Consider the following 18,797-nt stretch of genomic DNA (forward strand, 5'->3'; position numbering starts at 1 on the left):
ATCCCTCCTATTTTTCGGGATTTGTTAATTCTTCAATGCGTTCGTCAATGGCATCAAGTACAGTTTTACGTTCTTCTTCAGCTTTCAAAGCCTCTAGCATATCAACATCAAATGAATCCTTAATCATAGCGATTAAATCTTTTGCGGAAGGCTTTGATTTTTCATTGTCATAGACAAATTCGCCTTGTTTATCTAAATGGGCCATTAATGGATGAGAGAGAAACTTCTCGAAATTTTTCTCATCCACTTTATTTGTACCTGGAACAAGCGTAAGTCCATTAGCTTGGTAAGAATGGTTTCCTTTGTTTTGAACTAACATTGATAAGTGTCCTCCTTAAATCCCATCTGCACGGCAAATAGCCATCGGATAACGAATAATTAAACCTGTTGTACGTTCTTCAAATGGCACTTTTGTGTTAGGGAATGCGTATTCTTGCGGATGACGCATAATATCTAACGGAATACCAAGTTCCACAACATCAGGTGAAGAATCAAGTACTACCAAACAATCCGTACCTGCTAAACCTTTACCTTTTAGATCATTAATCGTTTCAATAGTTTTGAACATTTTTTCCGATTGTAGATATTGAAGGGCAGTTTGCTTCGTGAATTCATTAAACACTTTCTTTTGAAGTTGTTTCTTTGCATCAGGTGTTAAAAGCAATGTATCAGCTTCGTGGCCGTTCAACATATCGACTTTTGACTTCGCTTCGATAATGTCATCAATAATTTCCTCACCTGTTTTATCAGCCCACTTTGTAGATGTACCAGCATCATTCTGTGGTGTAGCATATACTTGAATGCCTACAGAATCTGTTAAGCCTTTAATACCATGGGTTTTATCACCTGAAAAAGCAATTTGATTTTCCTTTTCAGCAATAGCTTTACGTACAGTATCAGCTTTCGTAACTTCGATAGGACGACCAGACATCTGCGCCTCTCGTACTTCCTGTACGGAAATATTGAATGCTGCAGCAATAGAATAAATTTTAACCGTTTCTTCCGTTAAATCTGCATCTACTAAAGGTACATCTGTTGCACCAGGAGCTAAGATTTTAGCAGCACCTGAGCGTGTTAAAACATCATAGCTATAAGTCTTTGCTCCTGCCGGAATATCCGTTTTTAATGAAAAAATAGAACGTGCTTTTAATTCTGAAGCATGCGGTTCATACACACGCTTGTCAATTGCATTTAAGTCTTGCGGGCGGATTAAAGCATCTCCGCGATATGATGGAATTGTCATGTAAAGTTTCCTCCTTAAGGTAAGTTAATTTCGATTTCTACTAATTGATTTGCTGTAGCATTGGCTTTAAATACGGCACCATTAATGGCGATAGCCCCATCTACCGTAAACTTTTGAGTAGTAGGGTCCACTTTGACAGTTTGGCCGTTAATAACATCTCCACCAGCAACTACAAAAATACGACCACGTTTAACAATCGCTGCTGGTTCACCAACAGGATAGTTTTGGTCATCCTTCTTTTCCACCCAGTCATGAATGTTTTGAGCTAAAGCGATACCGATTACTGTACCACCTGTTGCGATTGGTTTAATTGCTGTGCCAGTTGCATTTAATTGTACAGCTGCACCGAATGGTACTGTCGCTTCTACTGCGTAAGTATCTGCTAAATAATCTTGATAGCTAGATATTTGACCAGCTTTACCGGCAGGTTGCATATAATCAGGATAATTTGTAATAGGCATTTATTTGTCCCCCTTATTACGCATGTTTAAGCGTTTATTTTTTAATTCTTCTAGCTCTTTATTGGTAGATGCCGCATCACCTGTGTATGCGCTATTGGTACCAGTACTAGAGAAGCCACTTGACTGTACTTGCTCAACCGTTGCATCAAAAAAGGCGTTGATATAGTCATCTGACTTACCATCACCTTTAAATTCTGCCTTAGCAGTCGATATAACAGCCTCTTTGATTTCGCGCTCTGATTTACCTGTAAAATCAAATGAATCGCCAAGAAGTGGCTTTGCTGTACTAATTAATGTCACTCGTTCTTCTACTTTTTTATCAAGTTCATCTTCTGACATTCGCTTTGCCTTTTCGTCAGCAAGATCTCTTTCAGTGTTTTGTAGCTTCACTTCCAAAGCATCAAAACGCCCTTGTAAAACATCCATAGCATCTGTCTTTTTCTTTTTATTTTTCGGCTCTTCCTCTTCCTCTTCCTCTTCATCTTTTGAAGATGCTAAACTTTCAATGTGCGCCTTTACTGCTGGATCAATCTCATATTCTTTTCCGTTAATTTTGTACTTTACCAAAGTTGTTCCTCCTTTATCTTTATCCTCTTCGGAATCTATTTGCCATGCATCACTATCCGAACGTATAGCAACCTCTGGACCTGCTCGCCCTTGATCTACAATGGCAATGTGATTAATTTCAATGTTTCGTTGAACATATTCGTAGTTCTGTCCATTGTATGTGCCAGTTTCAGCAACTACATCACTAAGGAATCCAATGCTAATCTCACGCTTTCCATCAAAAACCTTTTGAATTAAATCTTTGTCTGTGATTGTTAATGACACATACAATTTAAGGTCCTCTACACGTGAATCGGTATGACTCATACCTTTCGAATACTGCTGATGGTTGTCGATTGTTACTGGTTCATTTGGATGTTCATCTGTCACTGGTTTAGAACGTGCTGAATAAATAGTACGGTCACTAAATATTTCGTCTGGTAGTTTTGCCTCCATCTGAACAGTGCCATCTTGTCGTTGATACGGAAAAACACCAGGACGAGTGATCGGCACATTAACCGTTAAATACCCTTCTGATGTTTCCATGTAGTCTTTTATATAAGACGTGTCGTAGCGTTGTAGTTTCAATGTTTCACCTCCTTTTATCCAATGAAATCAATAGAAATATCACTCTTGTTCATGCAATTTATTTTGTAATGCATATCCTTCAAGTTCCCATAAACGATTTTTAATGTTTTTCATTGCTAAATCATATCCAATCTGCTCATCATAATTAGCTGGATCAACACAAGCTGATTCTCCAACTACTGTAAAGCCATTTGGTAATTTTGCTACTACTAAACATTGCTTTTCATGCACTCGATGAAATACTTCAAATTCAGAATGTTCGACGATGTTATCGATTTGTTCTTGAGTTACTGTGTTTTTAGACATGTTTAATCACCTTTTCCAAATAACTTTTTAATTCTTCAGCAAAATCTAAGGCTATAACTTTATCACCACTCGGTGCTACACAAATGTGAAAGTTGTTAGTTGTCTCATTCGTCTCATTCGCACGAGTAGATTATAATATTTTAATTACATCATCTACCGAACCGTCAATTGTTAAAGTTTCACTATATTCACCCACGCTTGTTATTACTTGGCAATGTACTTTTTGCAATATTTGACCAGACATATTCAATCCTCCTCTTCATCATCAAAATTAGGAATAGCAACACATCTACAACGATAATCCTCACCGGGTAATACCACTCTTCCGTTTACAGTAGGTGGGTCATTATACGAAAACACCTTTCCACTAAGTTCTTTATGCGATTGTCGCACACGTTCATCAGCCGCATCGTACCAAGTGAATTTATCAATCCCGATATTTTGGTGGCGCTGAGCTGTCATTTGTCCTAAGATGGTACCTGCTTGGTCAATAGCGATAAACTGCGCCTTATTCTTAGAAATCTTGACTTCTTCCACAAGTTGCTCACGTATTTTTTTAATCGAGCGCCCTTCCTTCACGCCATCATAAACAACATTCTCAATACTAGTGAAATAATCCTCGTGGATAGTTTTGATATAGCTTACATTGTCTGAAATTTTCGTGTGCAGAAAATCTTTTAACCATGGTTCTGTAGCTACTAAATCAATTCCCTTCACTTTCATTTGTTGCTCAAGGTTATGGCGATTAAAGCGATTGATGCCCTTTACGAAAGACGATGCAGCAAGTTCAATTCGAGTAGTAGTGAAAATCTCACTCACCTTATTCTTCAACAAATGAAACATTTTCTTTAAGTCGTCCAATATGCCATCTAAAACATAATAAGCATCTTGCCTTGTTGTTAGTTGTGGCACAATGTACTTTTCGAATAACTTTAATGTTTCAGCACCAAGCGTTGTAATCATCTTTTCTATAGCTCGACTATAACTAACAGTTGCAGCATTTGGGAAACGAGTAACAGGCACCTTCTTAGTCATTTCGACCACTCCACCCTTTGTAAACGTTGTTAGCTAGGTTCTTTAGATCATCTTCATCTCCACTAAATTTAAGAGTATCTGATAAACCAAACTGACCAAAGCGCGCCTCACGGATTTCATCAGCCATAATAACATTGTTAAGTAAGTATATCTGGTCTGTTTCTGCAACAAGCTTACGAATCTCTGCATCCGTCTTAGCATCGACGTTCCAAAGAGGGTTAAATTGTATCTCCCATTCCAAGGATTCTGGGTCAATGCGTCCACCTAGCTCCTTTTCAGCCATTAACAGCATTCGGATAAGTTTTTCTAAATGCGGCTTCATTTCGTTCTCTTGGTCAGCAACGATACGAGAATAGTAGTTCATAACATCATATTGAGCGCCAGTAATAGTGCCTGATTCTTGCCCTTTGATAACCGTTTTAGGCATTCGCGCAGCACCAGCTAACAAGTCCCAAACAAAATCAAGTAAGTCTTTAATACCTGATACTGATGTACTTTGTTTCGTAAGATCCTCATCACTCGCAATCATTGCTAACGCTTCTGTACGGAACATGAAGTCCATAATCATAGATAGTTGCTGTTTGTCCTGCGTTGATAAGTTCTCAATATCCTTAGATTTATACACCTTAAACGTAAAATCATGAAGGATTTGACCAACCGACCATACAGACGTGTCAAAAACCGTCAGAATGTCGTATAAAGGCTCTAACAGTGAACGTCCTTGTGCTTCCCCTTCGAATCTCCTCGTCTGACTGTGAAGCAAACGTGATACGTGTACAGCCGATTCAGTTGTTTGCGTTTGTAACCCATGACTAGATGCACGATTAATACGTAATTGCTCTAATTGACCGTATTTAATATCAAATACGTCCTCATTAATCAGGAATTCATTCACCTTCATGGAACTGAATGCATGTAGATAGTCAACTTTCCACAATTTATCTAATTTTAATTCTTCACTTAAATCGAATTTATGGGCTTGTGTTACACCTAATGAAATAAAACCATCTCCTCTGAGACGGTCATAAGTAAACATTTCTTTGAATGCTTTCTTGGCTTTTAGATCAGCAAGCTTACTCATGATGTTACGCGCTAATTGCTCATCTTTCATCTTAAGAGTGAACCAGTTGCGTGTCATATCTTCAGCAGGAATATCGATAATATTTTGTACAATACGGCTGTCACCATATAAGTTCGTGATTTCATCATGCGTTAATTTACGACCAACACCAGCAACCTGTCGGGTCAGTTTATCTTTATGATTCGCCTTGCCGTTACCTTGCATGAAGTCATTACGTAATTCCTTTGCTTGATCAATTGTTTTCATCGTTCTCACCTACTTTCCTAATAAGTTTTTATAGCGTTCTAACGGATTAGAATTGCTTGTATACAACTGATTCAATGCTTGTGTTATCATATCCACTAAATCGTCATGCGCTGCGTTAGGGAATGATACAAGCTCTTCCATTAGATCCTCAACCCAAGGACACATATTTGGATGTGGTAGATATACATTTCCAGCCTCAAATAAAGGAGACACCGCATTAGCACGTGCCTCCTTACCACCTTCGGGATCAACTGGAACAATACCACTTATCTCATCTTTTAACATTTCGATGATAGCTGAACCATTTGCTTTATCCTCAATATATTTACTTCGTGCATTGGGCCACTTATCAGACATAGCACGAATCGCTTTCATAGTATCCGCAAAGCCCATTCGCCTGTGGTCAATATCAAATAAGAAATACTGCGCTTTTTTACGCCCCCACACGCCACCAGCTACATAGTCGCTAGTGTCAGTTCCTTTAAAAGTACAATCCCACGATTGAGCCATCTTATCGAAATGAGTCGGTAAAATAGCCACGGCATCTGATAAAGCCCATTCTCGATGTTGCTCTTGAGTGCGCACGTAATAACGGATCCATTCACGTTTAAAGATAGAGCCGCCTGCCGGAGAAGGTCTTTGTTGGTATAAAGCGTTCCATGTTCGACTACCAACTTCTGCTTTTTTATCAGCAGCCCATTGTTCATCAAACCCAAGCTCCCTACATAACGGCTCGCCTGGTGCACGACCTAATAAATCATTTTCATCCTCTGCAATAGCAGGTAAACGCAAGCGTACCCAATCACGAGGACTACGCACTAACAATCGACCAATTAAATCATCTTCATGCCAACGTGTCATAATCACGATTACTGAAGCACCATCATGTAAACGTGTAGAAAGTGTTGCCTCCCATTCATCCCAGATGTTATCTCGGATAAGCTGAGAACTTGCTTCTTTCATGTTTTTGATAGGGTCATCGATAATCATTAAATCTGCACCTTGACCAGTGATAGAACCACCAATACCTGTGCTGATCATTCCACCACGTCTATCTTGTACGCCCCAATCTTTATTGGCTGCATTCGCTTCAGATAATTTAATATCAAACAGCTCTGACGAAAACTCATTGAATTTATTACGATTCATGCGTCCGAACTTTGTAGCAAGGCCATCTGAATAGGCGGCAGTAATAACACGTTTTTCTGGATTACGCCCGATATAGTAACTAGGAAATGACTCAGTCACTGTCATTGACTTACCATGGCGCGGAGGCATCTCGATTAAAATGAACTTCTGTTTACCTTCTGCGATTTCTTGCAATTCATCACAAACGATTCGAGTATGTGGATAATGCTGATAGTGCCCATGGTGTACATACTCTACATAATCATGGTAAGAACGACGAGCAAGTTCCTTCTCAGCCTCTTTAGCTAATACTTCAATCTGTTCCGCGTTTAGAGTTGGCAATTGCTCTCAACTCCTCTGTACTTAATCCGCTGAAATCTACTTTAGTTGATACAGAACCACTAACATCAACTTGTTGTTTGTCAGTCCACATGCTGTAACGTTTTCCCAACAATTCAGCAGCTTTGATTCGTTCAGCCATAGTTGGCGGCATATCATTCGTAATATCTTCCTCGCCACCACCAAGACCAATTAACGTTGCTGCTCTCGTTTCACCTCGTGCCACTGACGTTAACAGCTCCAATATTTCTTGTTGGTCAGCAACACGCGCTGATTTTAATTGTTCCATGCGTTCATCAATATAGGCTTTTACCTTAGCATTTCCAAGCATACGGCTTCCATTTGTACTAGCTGTCGTTTCCTTCTTCACATTCGGATAAGCTCTTAAATACGCTTGTGTGGCGTTTCCTAGTTCGATGTAGTAATCAGCAAATGCTAATTGTTTATCTGTTAATTTATGTTCAATCAATGGCATCACCCCATTACGTTAATCACTTCATGTATTTCACTCTCAAAAGCAAGTACCGTTGCCCAGCAGTAAAGGGGGTAACTGCTCGATACTCACTTTTCAGGGTAAAATAAAAACACCTTTTATCAAGGTGTAAATTTTTTGTAATATATTTTTCCTGAAATATCTTCTATACCGATATATAATTTTTTTATATCATTCGTTTTAGTCCCTGTAAGTCTCATGAAACTGTCACTATCGAAAGTAATTTCTTTGTTCACCATTTCACCATATGCTAACGATGCTATAAGAACGTCTTTACTATGCGTAGTTTTAGATAACATTTTTTTCTTTATTAATTTTCTTTTATAAAATCCTAATGAACGAATATGAACAGTTCTGACTCTTATATTCGTTACGCACACATCATAAGTATTACCATGACCTTCGTTTCCAAAAGCCCTAAATTTATCGTTGATTATTTGAATATCCAGTTTAATTCTGTTGTCCCTTGTACCAAAATATAAAGCAATTAGCGCTGCAAATATAGTGCCTGTCCCACTTACCCAATCAGCTATACTACCCCAATCTATTTTCATAAGTTATCCCTCCACTTCAATCATAAAGTGTTAGGTTGATATTTGGAACAATTTTCTTATACTCTCAAAACCACACCAAACCCCGCCCTATCGGTTACTAGTGCATGCCCAGTGCTCTTTGGTATCTAATGCTCCTGAGATACTTAGTCACCCGTAAACTAGTCCTTTGTTATTTGTTTTGGCTGTTTGATGCAGTTTTCAAAGCAAAAGAAAAAGCCTTACCGTGCTAGGGATAAGGCTCGTCTACTGCGGTAAAGTATTTAGTTGTCGAGTTAGCTCACTTTCAGATTCGTGGTAGATCTGCACCACGTTATATTTGTAAAGCGAATTGCGTTTTTATTTATAGTGCGTATCCGCGCACTTTGTTGCTGTAGTAAGTTTGACTGAATTATGGAAAGTGGACGAAGTTCACATAAAAACCACTCCTTCAGCAATTTTTAGCCTTTTATATTAATTAAGATACCTAATCTCTTAAAAATATGGGCCGGCCGTGTTTGTCTTGCTCCGAACAAATTTGCGGAGCGCAGGTCGGTCGTCGGTCTGTCTTTCCCTAATATTTAGGATTTTATAAATACCAAGGGAGGAAAACATTGCCGCGCCGTCCTGCCTCCAATTTTACAATATTATTTTATCCTCACCTAATGTGTAACTAATGTAACGTTTGTAACATCTATCACATTTGTAACATGTTCTAGAATTATTCAGTTATCTATAACTTCAAAACCACCCGATAACTGATCCCATACCCATTCGTTATAGGCTTCTCCGATAGCTTCTTCTAACTCTTCTGCTGGAGTCTCATCAATACCAAGTTCTTCGAATGTATAAGTTCTTTCTTTGTATGCTCCTTGCACATTCATTGATACTGAGAAGTGAACTTTTCTCATTAGATCACCTTCCTAAAATATCTTTCATAGGGGCACGAAGACCCTGTTGTTATGCAATCATCTGTTTTACAATGTTATCCTTAATGCGCTTAATGCTAGTTGCTGATAAAGCCATGTGTTGCCCTATCCAGCGTTGTGACTTGCCGTCCAGCATCCAGTTCAACACTTGAACCTCCCTATCACCAGTAACTCTATCTAGTAGATTTTGAACCTCTAACAGCTTGTTCTCATACTCTGTAACACGTTTAATATTTTTCGAACGTCTAATAGCCTCCTGCATAATTGGATCACCTACACCGCCTACTGCCTTTGGTAATGTAGCCTCGATACCATACTGTGCCGTTTTTGCCCCAATAACCATTTCTGCTCGCATTTCTTTGATGGCGTTAACCATCCAGTGGTAGTCTGTAATCATTGAATCTAGCTTGTCTTGTGTTAGTAATTTCATAGGTTTGCCCTCCTACGGTGTGTTATAATAATTTTGATAAACCTCAAAGGGCATGAACCAATTCTGAGCTGTAGCGTGTGACGACGCTGCGGCTTTTTCTTTTACTTAGCTTCCTACATAGACAACAATCACAGGTTCCCATTCATAATTTTTTATTTCTTCCTTTGCTAACCGTTCTATTTCAGCATTTTCTTCATCTGTTAAAATTTTATTTGCATACTTTTCTACATAAATATCTTCTTCGATAGTTTCTAATAACTCTTCCTGCTCATCACTAAAATAAACTCTTTCGTCATTGTAAGTGGTCGTTTCGGTAACTTCGACTTTTTGAATCTCTCCGAGAGTGTATGCATAGTCGCTATTGCCATTTTCAGAGTCGTACAAAACAACCAATCTGCGCTCTGGGTTTTGTGTTATTGCATTAATAAGCTCCTGTTTTTTATCCATGGTTATCCTCCTACACAACATCTTCTTTAAATTTTGATACCAATTCAGATTTCCTCATGTACTTACGCTCTTTTGTCTCTGCGTTATCTAACCAATACACAAGTTCTGTCATAGTAAGACCATCTGGGTTATCAGCAATTATTTCTGAAGTAGCTGTAATAACTTTATAATCAATTCCGTCAATTTCGTAAATTTCTCCCGGTTGAATTATTGGTCTACCGTTATAGAATTTTGGTTTTTTCATTTTCTATCTCCCTTTCTGTGGCTTTTTTAAATGTATAAGTAATGTTAACTTGCACAAATTATCATCGAGTGTTTCGCACGCACTTGCTGTGGCGTTTGTTGACCGTCACAGCCTCCCTCATTTATAACTTAGGGTCACTTCCGACTTAGTGACCCTTTTATAATTTCTTTGATCAAAATGTTCATTAGTTTTTATTTTTTTCTGTGCGAATGTATTTTACGTTGTTAGACCTGCAATAATCTTTTCCTATCTGTTCAGCTTCTTCAAATGTCATTTTGTTTTTCATAACAGCATTCACAGTACCATAAGAAGTTTCATACACAGTTTGATGTTTGGATTTCATCTCTTTTCTAACTCCTTTCTTGTTAAACAATTTCTTTCAAATATTTGCTGCATACTCATTCCAACACTTTGCTTCTGCATCGTTTTTACCTTGAATGATTTTTTCATACTCCTCTTTATCTTCAACCGTTCCTTTAATTAGTTCACAGTCCATAAAGTTTTCGAATGTATTTCCAAAAAGGTGATAAATACTATCAACCTCTTCGCATTCTTCATTATAAATTCCTGGACATTCAGTTTCATAAGAGTAAAGACCATTGTCATCTTCAAACCACTGTGGCGTGAATTTAATAACCTGATTTAAAAGGTCTTCCCTTCCATGTTCTTTACACCACTTCTCTCCAAATTTCACACTATCCCCGCGTTCAATATTCATTACGACTTCACTCCTTTATTCCACATTTTTTTATTGAACAATATCTTTCAAAGATTACACAGCTCTAATTCTCTATTCTTTTTAAATCCTTCAAACCAATCATCATAATCACCATCTAGCCTCTTACCAATCAATCCATGTTTCCTAGGTTTAATTACACCTAACAACTCCAGATCCATAGCGATAAGAGCAGCACTAACCTTATGAATATTTAGCTTTCGATAAATCAAATTAAGAGAGAAATCAGCTTCCCACATACCAATGAATTTTTCTATTTGCCAATGAGTGAAATCCAGTTGTACCATCCCGTGTTCTTCTTGCGAGAATAAGATGTATCTACCTTTTACTTTTCTGCCCATTCGATAGTCACCTCAGCCCTCGGATTATCCGAATACCACTTACGAGCAATCAATTCTGTTACTTGACTGTCGTCATACCATATAACCTTGCTAAGACCGTCTTTGATACCTTTTGCTAAATTGTCGATGTCTGGCTTAGTTGTTGGTCTTAATTCACCGTTTAGCGCCTGCTGTAGCTTTTTCTTACTGTTGCTGATAGCTTTTGGCATCTTACGGTACACATCAATGCTCAATTTTATTTCCTCGGTAATAAGCGTATCTGGCGCAACCTGTGAGGCTACCAACCTTACGAATGATTTATAGTCCTTAGATTCTTTTGGATCAAATGTGCCGTTTCGTGTCACTCGTGGTCGTTGCTGTGCCTGCACATCACCTGGTATTTCAATTTTGAGTACGTTCATGTTTGCCCTCCTGTTAGCACTCTTATAAATCTGCTGATAAAACAACCAAATGCCGTTCTACCAGCAGCGTGTATTTAATCCTCAAGCCTTACTAGTTGTAACCTGTTGTTATCTTCACTCGTAAAACGTCTTTGCCAACATGGTGTACCGTAAAATCTAATCGTCCTAGGTTTAACACCACGTTCCTCAGCTATTTCTTTAATCGTTCCTACGGCTACCATCTGATCACCTTTGTAAAGTGCGTATTCTTTCATTTGGATGCACCTCAGTAGCCGTTTACTTGTCTAGCATAGTTAATCTGATTCTTAGTGTAATAAGTTTCTTCTACCTGTTCCCAAGTAAATCCTAAATTTTCAATAAGACCTTTAAAAAGCTTCCAAAGTGATAAAACATGCTCACGTTTTTTATTTGCATTTGGATACATTGCAATAAATGATGCTGCGTGATGCATAGCGATGAAATGTGTAGATACATCCGTATACCTCACTGCACCTAAACCATTAATGTCTTCCTCTGTCACCTTGAAACGATTGGATAAAGAAGCTAGAAAATGTGTGACATCTGCAATTTCCTCTAATGTTGTATCTTTTTGTGCATTATTAACTTTCCAGTACTTAAAACCTTGCCAATCGTTAGCCACTTCGCTTAATTCCGTTAGCAAAGATAAGATCACTTTCGGTAATTCAACGTACTGTAGGTTATGTTGTTTTAAAATGTGCTCGTCCAATTTTTCTTGTGCTTCAAATAATTTTTTTAAGTTCATGTTTACGCTCCCTCGCTAACCATTCTTTTTCTACTAAAATCTGATAAGGAAATTTTTCGTCTTCGTAATACTTAACCTCACTTATTGGTACATAAGCTGCCTTTTCTTGAAACTTAATTTGTTTCTTTAACTCTCCGAGTGTTCTTGCATACAATATCCTGCGTTTATCTGTATTGTTCACTTTAATCACTCCTAATTACCTTAAAATGGTAAATCATCCTCAGAAACCCCTATCGGTGCCTTCGTATTTGCAAACGGATCTTCATCTACCCTCGTAAAACTTGGCTGGTTGTTGTTACCGTAATTCTGCCCTTGTGGAGCCACTGTATTAGCTCCTTGATAATTTGTACTAGATTCGTAGCTTGAAGTGCTCTGTGAGCCTCCTGTGCCGTTTGAACGTGGTTCTAAGAATCGGATGCTGTCAGCTACCACATCAGTTGTGTAGACTTTTCCGTTTTGCCCCTCATAGCTGCCTGTTTGGATTCGCCCTTCCAAACCTATTAAATTTCCTTTCTTTATGAAGTTCGCTAGATTCTCAGCCTGTTTTCTAAAGGCAACACAGCTAATGAAATCTGCCTCACGTTCACCCTGTTGATTTTGAAATGTCCTGTTTACTGCCACCTGAAACTTACATGATGCAATTCCATTAGTGGAATACTTGAGCTCAGGATCTTTTGTAAGTCGGCCAACTAAAACAACTCGGTTAATCATGCTGTTACCTCCTGGATGAACTTTTGTAATCGCTCAAGTGACATTTTATCTATTAATTCATGGGCTTCATTGCGTGCATTAGCTGTGTCAATTTTACGCTGTACAGATGCTTCAAAATCTTCTTTGCTAAACCAAACATGATAGGTAGTTCCAAAAGTACCACCATCACCCGATAAAGTTTTCTGCGCTATTTTACGTTCATATACTTTTTCAGCATCTAAATCCTCTATATCAACCACATAAGCACTTGTTTTGTTTGCTCTAACGACTTCAACTTCTGAAATTCTTCTATCATAGCCACCACCTCGCCACATACGATAAAAGCGTATTTCTAGCCATACACGTTGACCAATTTCAAGCTTTAACTTTTTAGTCTTACTCATGCTGAAACCTCCCTCTTATCCCACTTCTCAGTGATACGATAACCTTCTTTTCTTAACTTCTGGTAATCCGGATGCATCAGCGGAACCATTGTCCAGATTTTTTGACCACCATCACATTTGTACATAGTTACATACACGTTGTACTGGTTGTATTCTGCAGGTTTTTGAGTTTTAACCTTTGGAACCTGTTTACGAGCACTAGGTACGTCGATTGGTATGCCGTTACGTTTTCTCATGCAGGATCCTCCTCATATTCACCTTCGTTTAAAATGTCATAAGCACTACATCCATCTTCATTTTCCGTTTCTCCCAAAGGCTCTCCGTCCAACATTGCGAAATATCCGGTTGGATAAAGATCAACACAATCTTTGTGGTATATTTCATCGTTTACAAGAATTACATCATCATTCCAACTAAATGTTTCTTCACAGGCTTCACACCGTTTTAATTTTTCACTCATGCAGCCTTCACCCCTTCTGTACATGCAATCGCATAATCCAATGCATTATCTTGATTACTAAAACCTTTCAGCTTTCTTAGATCCTCAAGGTTTTGATAAAACCCTATTTCGTTTTCTTTATACTGATATTTCTTATACAGCTGTGAATGCAAAATGATTTGATCGATTAGGTATTGTTCATTCATTAGCTTCACCACCTAAAGCTTCACACGCAATTTTGTAAGTACTTGTTTCCCAACCTTCCATGATAGGTTCTTCGGCTTCCATGATTTGTTCTAGTGCTTTACGCAATCGTTTAATTTCCTCTTTCTGTTTTTCAAGATTTATCGCAATCATTGCTAATTCAATACCTGATAACTCTCTAGCTTCAGGTAGTGGTTTTTTCTTCATCACTCATTCACTCCCCACTAATTTATTAAAAGCCTCACGGTCGCCAGTAGCCAAAGCGACATCGATAGCAGCATCTTTGTAATTTCGTTTGTTGAAGTCCTCAAGATCACTCATGAGATTGTTCAGTTCAAATTCACGATAAGCTTCACCCATCCTTGCCACGAAATCAGCGACTTGTTGAAATGGATTAGGATTGGTCATTGCCTGCACCTCCGTTAAAATGTCTTTCCGCATATTTCGCATTCGTCGTATTTTGGTTCCTGCGCGTAATCCTCACCGAAAATCAACCCCCATACTGTGTGACTCTTCGGATGTTTGCATTTATCTGAAGTTACGAACTTTGCAAAACGTTCTTTTTTACGTTGAATTTTGTAGTTACAACGAGCGCAATAATATAAGTTCCAAGAAACAATCCCAGTGCCTTCCACAACTTCGTTAAAGACTTTCCTTTCCCGGTAATACACTTCACCAGAATTAATTGATTTGTTACAACAGATACACCGCTTGGTTGATTTGTATTTCGCAACGAAACGTTTCACATTCACCCTCCAATCAAGGGGCTGTGCGCCCCTCTAAAATCCGATATTTTTAATACGCTTGTCCGATGTTTCTGTAAAAAGAATTGTTTCTAATTTTTTCATCATGCGGCTAATTAACTTAGGATCATACATATTCATCAGCGCTTTACTTGATAGATTCGTAGTAACAATTGTTGACTTGTCCTGCCGTCCATTAACAACAGCTCGTAATACTTTGCTAGTGAAATCTGTTGCTTGTTTGTTTGTATCAATATTTCCTGTTTCTGCTCCTAAATCGTCCAGTACCAAGTAATCAACGTTTGTTAGCAGATCAATGAAATACTGTTCAGTAAATGGAGATTCTTTGTCGTTAAAACTGGATCTTATCTTTCTTAACATTTCATCGATGTCGATATATAGACATGAAACATGTAAGCTATTAAGTACTTTTAAAATACTCATAGACAAATGACTTTTCCCTACACCCGGCTTGCCGTTAAACCATAGATTGAATTGGTGCCCTTGTTGGTATCGTTCGACAAAACGCAATGCTTGTTGTTTGTTTGTCTGTTCCTCAGTTGACTGTGCAATATAACTATCAAACGTGGCATCTAGTAACGTTTTGTCCTGTATCAAACTTTTATTTGCGAGTGTATTAAACTTAACCTTTGCTTGTTGTTGCTGAAGTTCAGCTTTAAATTCAGCTTCAAATTCAGCATTTTCTTTCTCGCAAAAGCATCTAGGACAAGATTCTTCGCCATTCAGAATCAACATTCGTATATCATGTTTTTCGCATTTATTAGAAGCCCACATTAACCCCGAATTCACTTTCTGTAGTACGTTGTCCCTTTGTAGCGCTGTGCTGATTGCTTCCAAGTTGCTGATCCTCCTTTTTTGCTAATAATTCGATAGATGTTACGCCTTCATGTTTCCAATTGCGTAATGTGCCTAATGCATACTTTTCTTTTTTAGTAACCTGGCCATTTATAAGTGCTCGTTCAAATGCTTCAATAATGAGATCTGCATCCTGATAAGTTGCTAGGTAGTAATCAATATCTTCTCGTAACTTATCACTAGGAAACTTTTGCAGACGACTGACAAAGAACTCATATAGCTTTTGAGCATGCTTCGTGTCTGTAGTCAGTACTTGGTTATTATCAATATTTGGTTTATTCAATACTTGGTTATTATCAGTACTTAGTAGTGTTCGATTTTCTACTTCTTGAAAACCTACTTCTTGGTTTTCTACTTCTTGCTTTTCTACTTCTTGAAAATCGGTAAGTAGAGAATTTATAGGTACTTCATGAACGATTGTTTCCCATTCTTTAATTCTTTGCCCTTCACGAATAGGTTTTCGTTCGATGTAACCACATGTCTTTAATTCATTGAAACCAGCTCTGAATGATGCCTTACCATCTGTTGAGTGAGTCATTAATTCGTCCATATAAAACACCCAATCATCCGGCATTGAAAGCATGTATGCCATTATGCCTTTAGCTTTCCAAGATAGCCTGTTGTCGTTCAATGCCGTTCGATTCATCACTACATAGTTGCTGTTCTTAGCCACTCGGATGATGCCCATTTGCCCTCACCTCTCCTACCACATTAAATCTATGCCATAACGCTTTTTATCTCTGTCGAGAGTCGCAATCCTACGTAACATACGTTCCGGAATATCTTCTTTCGCTTTAATAAAGCCTTTGAAGTCATACACTAAGTAATATTCTGCACCACATTTAATACATTCATCGTGACTAGGTTCACTTAAATGTTCTTCACCTGGTATTGGTGCCCAACGTTCTTTCCAATCATGTTGGCAATTAATCAAAATTTCATAGCCTTTATCGATTAATTGAGCCGAGCTTTTGCAATACTCTTCTTCATGGATTTTGGCACCGTGTTTAGTGAGCAATCGCTTGCCACAGTGATCACATTGAAATAAAGTTTGGTTTTCCAAAACCTTCATGATTAGCCCCCATATTTTCAATATTCAAATTTTTAATCATAGGTTTATTTGAGAAATTCAAATTGTTTAGCGATTACTTTTCGAATTTAGCCTTTAAACGTTCGTATTCGGCACGTTCTTTCACTTCTTGCTTTTTACGATATTCCTCTTTTTCTTTTTCTTGTTTGATACGCTGTTCTTCTTTATATTTTTCAATATCAAAAATACCTAACTTGCCTAATTCATTACGTATCCAATCATGTCTGTTAAGGACTTGAATTACGGAATGAGGGTACATAACCCTTACCCTTGATTCTTCTGCCATATCGTCATAATCAAATGTCGCCATTAATACACAACCGTCTTCAGTTGCTAATGTAATTTGTTCAGCAAACTGAGCCATGTGTGAAAATACTATTTTCTTACCAACTAAGTCTTTATAATCTGTTAAAATCTCCAAATTTAACTCCTCCTACGGAATAAAAATCATCTTGCCTGTTACCCTTGCTACTGCTTTAAAGATGCGCTCCGTGTTGCTGTTGCCATCGGATAAATGCAGTAGATGTATTTCTTCGACTTTTGATAAGTCGTTAGCTTTAAAGAACTCTAGTAAATTTTCTAAGCTGAAATGCGATCGCATAACACGCTTTCTCATAGCTGGATGTACTCGACCACTCTCAACATTTTCGTCTAAAGTTTGTTGGTCGTAGTTACATTCGATCATGATATAATTCAGTCCACTGAATCGATATTTAACGTAGTAAGTATCCGTTGCAAAAAGTAACTTCGAGCCATTGTCGCTTTGTAATAAAAATCCTAACGGCTCATTAACGTCATGCTGTACATCAAACGGCAATATGGTCCATGTACCAACTTTAAATCGCTTCTTACTTTCAACTGTTTTAATTCGGTGATGATTAAGCTGCAATGCCCCTTGAGTACCTTTTGACATATAAACATCAAGCCCTCGATTTAACACCGATTCCACGCCTTTACAGTGGTCTTTGTGCTCATGGGTAACAAGTACACCACCAAGGATAGAAGTCTCGAAATTAACGCCCTGCTGTATCTGTTTGAAGCTGATACCACACTCCAGGAGTAGAGGAGTGCTACCATCTGTAATGTGATAGCAATTCCCCTTACTTCCAGTTGCTAGAGTTTTGATTTGGATCATCAGAAATTTGGCCCATCTGCAAATGATGCTTGCTGTTGTTCTTGCACTGGCTGCTGTGGCGTCTCTACAATTTCTGCATCTTGAATAGTTACAGTTGGTTGTTCCTTAATATCAATTTCTTCTGTATTGGCGTTCTGCTCTATTTCTCGCTTCACTTCTTCAATATCGCCCATATCTTTTACTTGTGGTTCAAACTCGTTTTCTGTTGTTCGATTTAAAGATTCTATTAATAGATCGCTATCATCAGATGTGTTAATAAAGGCTTTTGAAGCTCGATTGATAACTGTACGTTTTGCCATTTCCTGCGGATATTTATTTTGAACATTTTGAGTTTTAGCCGTTGACCATGCTGTTAAGATTTCATCAATTGTCATAACCGTTAAGAACTGCGTGCCATCCTCACGCTCAATGATGCAATATGCACCTTCAATATCCTCTTTCTTACCTGTTGCAGCTTTCCAGTTAACCTTGTGTGCTTTGAATGCAAGTTGACCACGTTCGTTGTATTCAACCTCAAATTCTTCACCTTTCCAGATAACGTTTGCCCATAAATCTTTTACACCATGTAATCGTTTAAGAACTGCTTGAGTACCGTGGTATGAGCGCAAGAATTGTAATTTGTCACCGTATGGCACGAAATAACCTTGTTTCTTAGCTACTGATAAACCTTGAATCGCCATATCCTGTAGCGCAAATGCAACCGATTCAGGAGTTACTTTATCAATTAATGCTTGTTTACTTCCGAAATCTACTGCAGTTAAGGTGAAGTAAGCTGCTTGCAAGGCATTAACTGCCGAATAGTTATCTGGCAAGTTGATTTGACCTTGTTGCTTCATACTTTCAATCTTTGTGGCTACCTGTGTAACGAAAGCGTTTTGTTTTTCCTTTTGAGCTACTTGGTTTTGTTGTTGTGCTACTTGATTCGTCAT

At 38.2% G+C, this 18,797-nt stretch carries 34 protein-coding genes; all 34 read right to left on the minus strand.

The genetic code is table 11. The features are described from left to right. Positions 1 to 7: 7 nt before the first annotated feature. The 34 genes from ACVWXS_RS05545 to ACVWXS_RS05710 all read right to left on the minus strand — a co-directional run bounded on the left by ACVWXS_RS05545 (position 8) and on the right by ACVWXS_RS05710 (position 18,797). Positions 8 to 319 carry a hypothetical protein gene (locus tag ACVWXS_RS05545; protein ID WP_456956748.1) on the minus strand — a complete coding sequence of 104 codons (312 nt, stop codon included), beginning with the start codon at positions 317 to 319 and terminating at the stop codon, positions 8 to 10. A 15-nt stretch (positions 320 to 334) separates the two neighbouring features. Continuing rightward, positions 335 to 1,243 carry a DUF2184 domain-containing protein gene (locus ACVWXS_RS05550; protein ID WP_456956750.1) on the minus strand — a complete coding sequence of 303 codons (909 nt, stop codon included), beginning with the start codon at positions 1,241 to 1,243 and terminating at the stop codon, positions 335 to 337. Positions 1,244 to 1,257: 14 nt separating this feature from the next. Further along, positions 1,258 to 1,704 (minus strand): structural cement protein Gp24, encoded by a 447-nt coding sequence (locus ACVWXS_RS05555; RefSeq protein ID WP_456956752.1) that lies wholly within the window; start codon positions 1,702 to 1,704, stop codon positions 1,258 to 1,260. After that, the gene (locus ACVWXS_RS05560; protein WP_456956754.1) at positions 1,705 to 2,838 is read right to left on the minus strand and encodes a DUF2213 domain-containing protein; all 1,134 of its coding nucleotides are present in this window, start codon (positions 2,836 to 2,838) and stop codon (positions 1,705 to 1,707) included. A 39-nt stretch (positions 2,839 to 2,877) separates the two neighbouring features. Next, positions 2,878 to 3,144, minus strand: a complete 267-nt coding sequence (locus ACVWXS_RS05565; RefSeq protein WP_456956756.1) for a Gp49 family protein — start codon at positions 3,142 to 3,144, stop codon at positions 2,878 to 2,880. 246 nt (positions 3,145 to 3,390) lie between these two features. Beyond that, positions 3,391 to 4,179, minus strand: coding sequence for a minor capsid protein (locus tag ACVWXS_RS05570; protein WP_456956758.1), 789 nt, complete (start codon positions 4,177 to 4,179; stop codon positions 3,391 to 3,393). Further along, positions 4,172 to 5,506: an anti-CBASS protein Acb1 family protein gene (locus ACVWXS_RS05575; protein WP_456956760.1), complete on the minus strand. Its 1,335-nt coding sequence runs from the start codon at positions 5,504 to 5,506 to the stop codon at positions 4,172 to 4,174. The genes ACVWXS_RS05570 and ACVWXS_RS05575 overlap by 8 nt, the downstream gene beginning before the upstream one ends. Before the next feature lie 9 nt (positions 5,507 to 5,515). Next, entirely contained in the window at positions 5,516 to 6,976 is a 1,461-nt protein-coding gene (gene terL / locus ACVWXS_RS05580) for a phage terminase large subunit (RefSeq protein WP_456956762.1), read from the minus strand. Further along, entirely contained in the window at positions 6,948 to 7,442 is a 495-nt protein-coding gene (locus tag ACVWXS_RS05585) for a terminase small subunit (protein WP_456956764.1), read from the minus strand. Before ACVWXS_RS05585 ends, terL begins: the two co-directional genes overlap by 29 nt. Positions 7,443 to 7,567: 125 nt before the next feature. Further along, positions 7,568 to 8,020 carry a hypothetical protein gene (locus ACVWXS_RS05590; RefSeq protein ID WP_456956766.1) on the minus strand — a complete coding sequence of 151 codons (453 nt, stop codon included), beginning with the start codon at positions 8,018 to 8,020 and terminating at the stop codon, positions 7,568 to 7,570. A 701-nt stretch (positions 8,021 to 8,721) separates the two neighbouring features. Continuing rightward, on the minus strand, positions 8,722 to 8,907 hold the full coding sequence (locus tag ACVWXS_RS05595) for a DUF7167 family protein (protein WP_456956767.1): 186 nt from the start codon (positions 8,905 to 8,907) through the stop codon (positions 8,722 to 8,724). A 49-nt stretch (positions 8,908 to 8,956) separates the two neighbouring features. Then, positions 8,957 to 9,355, minus strand: a complete 399-nt coding sequence (locus ACVWXS_RS05600) for a LuxR C-terminal-related transcriptional regulator (RefSeq protein ID WP_456956769.1) — start codon at positions 9,353 to 9,355, stop codon at positions 8,957 to 8,959. A 105-nt stretch (positions 9,356 to 9,460) separates the two neighbouring features. Next, positions 9,461 to 9,802 (minus strand): hypothetical protein, encoded by a 342-nt coding sequence (locus ACVWXS_RS05605; RefSeq protein ID WP_456956771.1) that lies wholly within the window; start codon positions 9,800 to 9,802, stop codon positions 9,461 to 9,463. A 10-nt stretch (positions 9,803 to 9,812) separates the two neighbouring features. Next, positions 9,813 to 10,046 carry a hypothetical protein gene (locus tag ACVWXS_RS05610; RefSeq protein ID WP_456956773.1) on the minus strand — a complete coding sequence of 78 codons (234 nt, stop codon included), beginning with the start codon at positions 10,044 to 10,046 and terminating at the stop codon, positions 9,813 to 9,815. Between the two features lie 184 nt (positions 10,047 to 10,230). Then, positions 10,231 to 10,389: a hypothetical protein gene (locus ACVWXS_RS05615; RefSeq protein WP_456956775.1), complete on the minus strand. Its 159-nt coding sequence runs from the start codon at positions 10,387 to 10,389 to the stop codon at positions 10,231 to 10,233. Between the two features lie 36 nt (positions 10,390 to 10,425). Then, positions 10,426 to 10,764: a hypothetical protein gene (locus ACVWXS_RS05620; RefSeq protein ID WP_456956777.1), complete on the minus strand. Its 339-nt coding sequence runs from the start codon at positions 10,762 to 10,764 to the stop codon at positions 10,426 to 10,428. Positions 10,765 to 10,811: 47 nt separating this feature from the next. Next, positions 10,812 to 11,123 (minus strand): hypothetical protein, encoded by a 312-nt coding sequence (locus ACVWXS_RS05625; RefSeq protein ID WP_456956779.1) that lies wholly within the window; start codon positions 11,121 to 11,123, stop codon positions 10,812 to 10,814. Continuing rightward, positions 11,108 to 11,524, minus strand: a complete 417-nt coding sequence (locus ACVWXS_RS05630) for a RusA family crossover junction endodeoxyribonuclease (RefSeq protein ID WP_456956781.1) — start codon at positions 11,522 to 11,524, stop codon at positions 11,108 to 11,110. The genes ACVWXS_RS05625 and ACVWXS_RS05630 overlap by 16 nt, the downstream gene beginning before the upstream one ends. A gap of 74 nt (positions 11,525 to 11,598) precedes the next feature. After that, positions 11,599 to 11,778 (minus strand): hypothetical protein, encoded by a 180-nt coding sequence (locus ACVWXS_RS05635; RefSeq protein ID WP_456956783.1) that lies wholly within the window; start codon positions 11,776 to 11,778, stop codon positions 11,599 to 11,601. 11 nt (positions 11,779 to 11,789) lie between these two features. After that, positions 11,790 to 12,287: a dUTP diphosphatase gene (locus tag ACVWXS_RS05640; protein WP_456956785.1), complete on the minus strand. Its 498-nt coding sequence runs from the start codon at positions 12,285 to 12,287 to the stop codon at positions 11,790 to 11,792. Further along, complete coding sequence (locus tag ACVWXS_RS05645; RefSeq protein WP_456956787.1) at positions 12,265 to 12,468, minus strand: hypothetical protein; 204 nt, start codon at positions 12,466 to 12,468, stop codon at positions 12,265 to 12,267. Before ACVWXS_RS05645 ends, ACVWXS_RS05640 begins: the two co-directional genes overlap by 23 nt. A gap of 20 nt (positions 12,469 to 12,488) precedes the next feature. Next, positions 12,489 to 12,998 carry a single-stranded DNA-binding protein gene (gene ssb / locus ACVWXS_RS05650; protein WP_456956788.1) on the minus strand — a complete coding sequence of 170 codons (510 nt, stop codon included), beginning with the start codon at positions 12,996 to 12,998 and terminating at the stop codon, positions 12,489 to 12,491. Further along, positions 12,995 to 13,381 carry a beta barrel domain-containing protein gene (locus ACVWXS_RS05655; RefSeq protein WP_456956790.1) on the minus strand — a complete coding sequence of 129 codons (387 nt, stop codon included), beginning with the start codon at positions 13,379 to 13,381 and terminating at the stop codon, positions 12,995 to 12,997. The genes ssb and ACVWXS_RS05655 overlap by 4 nt, the downstream gene beginning before the upstream one ends. After that, positions 13,378 to 13,617 carry a hypothetical protein gene (locus ACVWXS_RS05660; protein ID WP_456956792.1) on the minus strand — a complete coding sequence of 80 codons (240 nt, stop codon included), beginning with the start codon at positions 13,615 to 13,617 and terminating at the stop codon, positions 13,378 to 13,380. The genes ACVWXS_RS05655 and ACVWXS_RS05660 overlap by 4 nt, the downstream gene beginning before the upstream one ends. After that, on the minus strand, positions 13,614 to 13,841 hold the full coding sequence (locus ACVWXS_RS05665) for a hypothetical protein (protein WP_456956794.1): 228 nt from the start codon (positions 13,839 to 13,841) through the stop codon (positions 13,614 to 13,616). The genes ACVWXS_RS05660 and ACVWXS_RS05665 overlap by 4 nt, the downstream gene beginning before the upstream one ends. Beyond that, positions 13,838 to 14,026, minus strand: a complete 189-nt coding sequence (locus ACVWXS_RS05670) for a hypothetical protein (protein WP_456956796.1) — start codon at positions 14,024 to 14,026, stop codon at positions 13,838 to 13,840. The genes ACVWXS_RS05665 and ACVWXS_RS05670 overlap by 4 nt, the downstream gene beginning before the upstream one ends. After that, on the minus strand, positions 14,019 to 14,231 hold the full coding sequence (locus ACVWXS_RS05675) for a hypothetical protein (protein ID WP_456956798.1): 213 nt from the start codon (positions 14,229 to 14,231) through the stop codon (positions 14,019 to 14,021). The genes ACVWXS_RS05670 and ACVWXS_RS05675 overlap by 8 nt, the downstream gene beginning before the upstream one ends. Before the next feature lie 3 nt (positions 14,232 to 14,234). Next, complete coding sequence (locus ACVWXS_RS05680; protein ID WP_456956800.1) at positions 14,235 to 14,474, minus strand: hypothetical protein; 240 nt, start codon at positions 14,472 to 14,474, stop codon at positions 14,235 to 14,237. 329 nt (positions 14,475 to 14,803) lie between these two features. Further along, positions 14,804 to 15,625 (minus strand): ATP-binding protein, encoded by an 822-nt coding sequence (locus ACVWXS_RS05685; RefSeq protein WP_456956802.1) that lies wholly within the window; start codon positions 15,623 to 15,625, stop codon positions 14,804 to 14,806. Beyond that, the gene (locus ACVWXS_RS05690; protein WP_456956804.1) at positions 15,549 to 16,331 is read right to left on the minus strand and encodes a DnaD domain protein; all 783 of its coding nucleotides are present in this window, start codon (positions 16,329 to 16,331) and stop codon (positions 15,549 to 15,551) included. The genes ACVWXS_RS05685 and ACVWXS_RS05690 overlap by 77 nt, the downstream gene beginning before the upstream one ends. 15 nt (positions 16,332 to 16,346) lie before the next feature. Next, a complete protein-coding gene (locus ACVWXS_RS05695; protein WP_456956806.1) occupies positions 16,347 to 16,706 on the minus strand; it encodes a hypothetical protein in 360 nt (119 codons plus the stop codon). Between the two features lie 82 nt (positions 16,707 to 16,788). Continuing rightward, positions 16,789 to 17,154 carry a hypothetical protein gene (locus tag ACVWXS_RS05700; protein ID WP_456956808.1) on the minus strand — a complete coding sequence of 122 codons (366 nt, stop codon included), beginning with the start codon at positions 17,152 to 17,154 and terminating at the stop codon, positions 16,789 to 16,791. Positions 17,155 to 17,166: 12 nt separating this feature from the next. Then, a complete protein-coding gene (locus ACVWXS_RS05705; RefSeq protein ID WP_456956810.1) occupies positions 17,167 to 17,868 on the minus strand; it encodes an MBL fold metallo-hydrolase in 702 nt (233 codons plus the stop codon). Next, positions 17,868 to 18,797 carry a recombinase RecT gene (locus ACVWXS_RS05710; RefSeq protein ID WP_456956812.1) on the minus strand — a complete coding sequence of 310 codons (930 nt, stop codon included), beginning with the start codon at positions 18,795 to 18,797 and terminating at the stop codon, positions 17,868 to 17,870. The genes ACVWXS_RS05705 and ACVWXS_RS05710 overlap by 1 nt, the downstream gene beginning before the upstream one ends.

This window comes from Lysinibacillus sp. TE18511 (assembly GCF_054062295.1).

Bases quoted from the DNA above. Each gene is read 5' to 3' on its own strand.
- ACVWXS_RS05545 (WP_456956748.1), bottom strand. From the start codon at position 319: ATGTTAGTTCAAAACAAAGGAAACCATTCTTACCAAGCTAATGGACTT.
- ACVWXS_RS05550 (WP_456956750.1), bottom strand. From the start codon at position 1,243: ATGACAATTCCATCATATCGCGGAGATGCTTTAATCCGCCCGCAAGAC.
- ACVWXS_RS05555 (WP_456956752.1), bottom strand. From the start codon at position 1,704: ATGCCTATTACAAATTATCCTGATTATATGCAACCTGCCGGTAAAGCT.
- ACVWXS_RS05565 (WP_456956756.1), bottom strand. From the start codon at position 3,144: ATGTCTAAAAACACAGTAACTCAAGAACAAATCGATAACATCGTCGAA.
- ACVWXS_RS05570 (WP_456956758.1), bottom strand. From the start codon at position 4,179: ATGACTAAGAAGGTGCCTGTTACTCGTTTCCCAAATGCTGCAACTGTT.
- ACVWXS_RS05575 (WP_456956760.1), bottom strand. From the start codon at position 5,506: ATGAAAACAATTGATCAAGCAAAGGAATTACGTAATGACTTCATGCAA.
- ACVWXS_RS05590 (WP_456956766.1), bottom strand. From the start codon at position 8,020: ATGAAAATAGATTGGGGTAGTATAGCTGATTGGGTAAGTGGGACAGGC.
- ACVWXS_RS05595 (WP_456956767.1), bottom strand. From the start codon at position 8,907: ATGAGAAAAGTTCACTTCTCAGTATCAATGAATGTGCAAGGAGCATAC.
- ACVWXS_RS05600 (WP_456956769.1), bottom strand. From the start codon at position 9,355: ATGAAATTACTAACACAAGACAAGCTAGATTCAATGATTACAGACTAC.
- ACVWXS_RS05605 (WP_456956771.1), bottom strand. From the start codon at position 9,802: ATGGATAAAAAACAGGAGCTTATTAATGCAATAACACAAAACCCAGAG.
- ACVWXS_RS05610 (WP_456956773.1), bottom strand. From the start codon at position 10,046: ATGAAAAAACCAAAATTCTATAACGGTAGACCAATAATTCAACCGGGA.
- ACVWXS_RS05615 (WP_456956775.1), bottom strand. From the start codon at position 10,389: ATGAAATCCAAACATCAAACTGTGTATGAAACTTCTTATGGTACTGTG.
- ACVWXS_RS05620 (WP_456956777.1), bottom strand. From the start codon at position 10,764: ATGAATATTGAACGCGGGGATAGTGTGAAATTTGGAGAGAAGTGGTGT.
- ACVWXS_RS05625 (WP_456956779.1), bottom strand. From the start codon at position 11,123: ATGGGCAGAAAAGTAAAAGGTAGATACATCTTATTCTCGCAAGAAGAA.
- ACVWXS_RS05630 (WP_456956781.1), bottom strand. From the start codon at position 11,524: ATGAACGTACTCAAAATTGAAATACCAGGTGATGTGCAGGCACAGCAA.
- ACVWXS_RS05635 (WP_456956783.1), bottom strand. From the start codon at position 11,778: ATGAAAGAATACGCACTTTACAAAGGTGATCAGATGGTAGCCGTAGGA.
- ACVWXS_RS05640 (WP_456956785.1), bottom strand. From the start codon at position 12,287: ATGAACTTAAAAAAATTATTTGAAGCACAAGAAAAATTGGACGAGCAC.
- ssb (WP_456956788.1), bottom strand. From the start codon at position 12,998: ATGATTAACCGAGTTGTTTTAGTTGGCCGACTTACAAAAGATCCTGAG.
- ACVWXS_RS05655 (WP_456956790.1), bottom strand. From the start codon at position 13,381: ATGAGTAAGACTAAAAAGTTAAAGCTTGAAATTGGTCAACGTGTATGG.
- ACVWXS_RS05660 (WP_456956792.1), bottom strand. From the start codon at position 13,617: ATGAGAAAACGTAACGGCATACCAATCGACGTACCTAGTGCTCGTAAA.
- ACVWXS_RS05665 (WP_456956794.1), bottom strand. From the start codon at position 13,841: ATGAGTGAAAAATTAAAACGGTGTGAAGCCTGTGAAGAAACATTTAGT.
- ACVWXS_RS05670 (WP_456956796.1), bottom strand. From the start codon at position 14,026: ATGAATGAACAATACCTAATCGATCAAATCATTTTGCATTCACAGCTG.
- ACVWXS_RS05675 (WP_456956798.1), bottom strand. From the start codon at position 14,231: ATGAAGAAAAAACCACTACCTGAAGCTAGAGAGTTATCAGGTATTGAA.
- ACVWXS_RS05680 (WP_456956800.1), bottom strand. From the start codon at position 14,474: ATGCGAAATATGCGGAAAGACATTTTAACGGAGGTGCAGGCAATGACC.
- ACVWXS_RS05690 (WP_456956804.1), bottom strand. From the start codon at position 16,331: ATGGGCATCATCCGAGTGGCTAAGAACAGCAACTATGTAGTGATGAAT.
- ACVWXS_RS05705 (WP_456956810.1), bottom strand. From the start codon at position 17,868: ATGATCCAAATCAAAACTCTAGCAACTGGAAGTAAGGGGAATTGCTAT.
- ACVWXS_RS05710 (WP_456956812.1), bottom strand. From the start codon at position 18,797: ATGACGAATCAAGTAGCACAACAACAAAACCAAGTAGCTCAAAAGGAA.